General features: G+C 69.2%; 5 protein-coding genes. 1 reads left to right on the forward strand and 4 read right to left on the reverse strand.

Features of this window, described 5'->3' with window-relative positions; all coding sequences use genetic code 11:
- On the forward strand, positions 1–558 hold a 558-nt coding region (locus AC1D01_RS24190; protein WP_477870877.1), incomplete at its 5' end, for a D-alanyl-D-alanine carboxypeptidase/D-alanyl-D-alanine-endopeptidase.
- A gap of 6 nt (positions 559–564) precedes the next feature.
- Here AC1D01_RS24190 and AC1D01_RS24195 read toward each other — a convergent pair.
- The 4 genes from AC1D01_RS24195 to AC1D01_RS24210 all read right to left on the reverse strand — a co-directional run.
- Positions 565–1,236 carry an OmpW/AlkL family protein gene (locus AC1D01_RS24195; RefSeq protein ID WP_477870878.1) on the reverse strand — a complete coding sequence of 224 codons (672 nt, stop codon included), beginning with the start codon at positions 1,234–1,236 and terminating at the stop codon, positions 565–567.
- Positions 1,237–1,274: 38 nt separating this feature from the next.
- A complete protein-coding gene (locus AC1D01_RS24200) occupies positions 1,275–2,369 on the reverse strand; it encodes an SGNH/GDSL hydrolase family protein (protein ID WP_477870879.1) in 1,095 nt (364 codons plus the stop codon).
- A 155-nt stretch (positions 2,370–2,524) separates the two neighbouring features.
- Positions 2,525–3,526, reverse strand: a complete 1,002-nt coding sequence (locus AC1D01_RS24205; protein WP_477870880.1) for an SGNH/GDSL hydrolase family protein — start codon at positions 3,524–3,526, stop codon at positions 2,525–2,527.
- 36 nt (positions 3,527–3,562) lie between these two features.
- Positions 3,563–3,909: Sua5 family C-terminal domain-containing protein (locus AC1D01_RS24210; RefSeq protein WP_477870882.1), on the reverse strand; the 347-nt coding region annotated here is incomplete at its 5' end.

Consider the following 3,909-nt stretch of genomic DNA (forward strand, 5'->3'; position numbering starts at 1 on the left):
CTCGCGCCGTCCACGCCGCCGAGCTTCGAGCTGGTGTCGCCGCCGCTGGCCGAGGTGGTCCGCGACATCAACAAGTTCAGCAACAACGTGATGGCGCAGCAGCTGTTCCTGACGCTCGGCCTGACGCAGCGCGGCCTCGGCTCGCCGGAGCTCGCGCGCGAGGTGCTGCGCCAGTGGCTGGCCGAGCGCTGGCCGGAGGCGGCGCCGTCGGTCGCGATCGACAACGGTTCGGGGCTGTCGCGCGATTCGCGCATCACCGCGCAGCTGCTCGCCCGCGTGCTGCAGGCCGACTGGATGGGGCCGGTGATGCCGGAGCTGATGAGCTCGCTGCCGGTCAGCGGCCTCGACGGCACGCTGAAGCGCTCGCGCGCGACGCTCGGCCGCGGGCACCTGAAGACCGGGTCGCTGAAGGACGTGGCCGGCATCGCCGGCTTCGTGCTGGGCAACAGCGGCCGGCGCTACATCGTGGTGGCCATCATCAACCACCCCAACGCCAACGCCGCCCGCCCGGCCCTCGACGCGATGACCCAGTGGGTCATCAACGACACGGTGAACTGACGCCGCTCAGAACCGGTAGCCCACCGAGAGGTTGGTCGAGATCGGGTCCAGCTTCGTGTCGATCGACTGCCCGGTCGACAGCTTGGTGGTCGTCTTCAGGTAGGTCTTGATGACCGAGCCGTCGACGAACCAGTGCGCGTCGAACTGGTAGCTCAGGCCGAGCTGGAACGACGGCCCGAAGGCCGAATCCGTCGACATCGAGGTCGGCGGGCCGCCCGGGTTGGTCAGCGCGGTCAGCGCGCCCGAGCCTTCCGCGCCGTAGAAGTGCGCGTAGGTCAGGCCGGCGCCGACGTAGGGGCGAAAGGGCGAGCTCGCCTCCAGGAAGCGGTACTGCGCGAACAGCGTCGGCGACACCTGCTTGACCGTGCCCAGCTTGCCGACGCCCGACAGCGCGCCGTCGCCCACCACGTCGTGCTTGTAGGGCAGGCCGGCGAAGAACTCCAGCGAGACGTTGTCGGTCAGCATGTAGCCGAGCGTGAAGATCGCCTGCGTGTCGCTCTTCACGTCGACCTTGCTGTTGGGCAGGCTGGAGGCGCTCAGGTCGTCGCTCTTCACCTGCGGCGCGATCTGGTTGGCGCCGGCCTTCACCATCCAGGTGCCGGCCGATTGCGCGAGCGCCGCGGTGCTGCCGAGCAATGCCAGCGCCGCGATCGCAAGGGTCTTGATGCCATGGGTCATGGGAATGTCCTTTGGTGGGCTGATCGATGGGCGCGGGCTCAGAGCCAGCCGCTTTCGACCATGCGCTTGGCGACGAACCGCGCGAGCAACTGGTAGGCGAACGGCGTCGGGTGCACCGTGTCGGCGAACTCGTAGCGCGAGGTGTCGCCGGCGATCAGCGTGTCGGTCGAGCACACCAGCGAACTGGCGAAGGGCATCTGGACCGTGTTGGCGGTGTTCGCGCTGGTCAGGTCGCAGGCCGGTGCCGTCACGTTGGTCAGGCCGTACATCTCAGGATGGGCGACCTGGTCGCGGCCCTGCGTGTAGGCGTCGACCTCGAGCACGCCCGTGGTGCCGGCCAGGCCGGCGTGCAGCTGGGCGTTGAACTGCGTCACCATCGTGTTGATCAGCGTCTGCGCGTCGGCACTCTGCGAATAGCCGAGTGGCGTCTGGCTGACGTCGGGCAGGTTCACGACGACGACGTGCGTCGCCCCCTTGGCGAGGATCAGCGTCTTGATGTAGGCCGCCAGCTCGCCGCCGGCCGTGGCCATGGCCGTGACGGCCTGCGTCGGCGTGGCCTGGGCCGCGCTCACGGCCGCCAGGTTGATGAACACGTCGTTGCCGCCGGCCATCACGGTGACCAGCTCGGTGCCGCTGAAGCTGCCGCCGACGGCGGTCAGGTGGTTGTTGATCTGCGTGACGACCGGCACGGTGAGCTGGCCGACGTAGCCGCTGGTGTCGCCGGCGGCAATGAGGGCCTTGTTGCCGGGGCCGACCGGGTTGGTCACCCGCGCCCCGCCCTGGGCGTAGCCATAGCAGCCGGCGTGGGGCGCGGCGGCCTGTGCGAAGCCGGCCAGCGGCCCCGACGATTCCAGCCCGGTCTGCGCCGCGCATGGGGCACCGGTGCCGGCCTGCACGGCCAGCAGCTCGGTCCAGTTCTTCGCGGCGCTGCTGTTCACGGTGTACTTGCCGCCGTGGGTGGTCGCGACCAGCGCGGCCGTGGCGTACGTCCCGACATCGCTCAGGCTGTCACCGAACGACACCGTCGCGCTGTACTGCACGCGCGGCGACTGGTCGCCGTCACCCCCGCCGCCACACGCGGCGAGCAGCAGCGACGCGAGCGTCACCGCACCCCAGGAACGGAAGTTCTTCATGCAATCCCCTTGGTTGGTCGGCGGGCGCACGGCGGCCCCCACCGTTCGTGATGAATGGTTGCGGCCGACTATAAAGAGGCACCGTTGCGATGCCTCGTCGGAGAAACCCGCTCGCCGTGTAAAGAAGCGTGGCTGGCGAGCCGGGAATCAGCCGTCTAGAACGGGTTGTTGACGGCGCGGCTGGAAGCCATCGAGCCGAGCTGGCTGTGGGCGACGGGGCCGAAGCGCAGGTTGTCGGCCCACAGCCACGTGCCGGCGGTCGCATCGAGGACGCCCGATTCCGGCACCTTCTTCAGCGTCGAGATGGTGCAGTTCGGCAGCACGGCGGTGCTCAGGCAGGCCGCCGCGTTGTTGTTCACCAGCCCGTAGTTGGGGTAGTTGCGCACCATGTCCTGCAGGCGCTCGTCGAACACCACCAGGCCGACCGACTTGCCGCCGTCCTTCACGTCCTGGAGCTTCAGCCGCAGCGCGGCATTGAACTGGAAGCTCAAGGCCGACAGGAAGGCCGCGCGCCCCGGGTTCGCCAGGTCCTCGGCGACCGCATACGGCGTCAGGCCCTGGTCGGCGGCGGTCGCGACGACCACCTTCGCGCCGAGGTCGGCCAGCCGGATGATCTGCCCGCCCAGTGCATCGCCGGCCGCGGCGGCGGCCGCCTGCAGGCTGCCCGCGTCCTGGCCGGGGAACTGCTGGTACAGCGCGACGATGTCGTTGGCGCCGGCCATCACCGTGACCAGGTCCTTGTTCGACAGCGAGTCGCCGGAGGTGAACTGCGTGATCTGCGAGGCCACGTCGTTGACGCCGGCACCCACCGCCGCCAGCGTCTGCGCCGTGACCGCCGCGCTGTTCGGGTTGCACTCCGCGAAGATCAACCCGAAGGTGCCGGCCACCATCTGGATCCAGATCGGGTTGGTGGCGCAGTCCAGCGCGGTGGTTGGCGTGGCCGGGGTGGTGGTGGTGTCGAAGATCACCGCGTTGATGCTGTACTTGGCACTGGTGCTCGACATCACGCTGGCTTCGTCGCCGAACGAGACCAGCCGCCGCGGCACGAAGCGCTCGACCTGCGTGCCGCCACCGCACGATGCGAGCTGCGTGGCCGCCAGCACGGCCGCACCGAGGCGCACCCAGCTCTTTTGCTTCGGATCAGCCTTGAAAATCATGAACACTCCAGAGGGGAAAACGGTGAGGGGAGGAAGTCAGGCGGCGGCAGCCCGTTGCAGGCGGTCGCGCACACCGTCCCATTCGGGATCGGCGGGCGGCTCTTCCACCCAGATCAGATGCACGCCCTCGGCATCGAGTTCGCGCAGCGCGGAAAAAAGTTCGTGGGCCGCCTGCGATGCCTGCGACGGCATCACGCGGTGGCGCAGCCCGCGCACCGCCTTGGCGGGCACGGTTCGCGAATATACCGCCAGCTTCAATGTCGAGCCTTCGAGCATCTGCAACGCGGTATTCAGCATCGGCCCGGCCATCAGGCGCAGCTTGGCGCGCGGGGCGTAGTGGGCCTCCAGCGTGCCGGAGGCGCGCGGCGCGGCGTCGTCGCGGT

The sequence above is a fragment of the Rhizobacter sp. P3_B12 genome (genome assembly GCF_056402895.1).

What these genes read in the sequence shown, in the direction of transcription:
- AC1D01_RS24195 (WP_477870878.1), bottom strand. Translation starts at nt 1,236, where the DNA reads ATGACCCATGGCATCAAGACCCTTGCGATCGCGGCGCTGGCATTGCTC.
- AC1D01_RS24200 (WP_477870879.1), bottom strand. Translation starts at nt 2,369, where the DNA reads ATGAAGAACTTCCGTTCCTGGGGTGCGGTGACGCTCGCGTCGCTGCTG.
- AC1D01_RS24205 (WP_477870880.1), bottom strand. Translation starts at nt 3,526, where the DNA reads ATGATTTTCAAGGCTGATCCGAAGCAAAAGAGCTGGGTGCGCCTCGGT.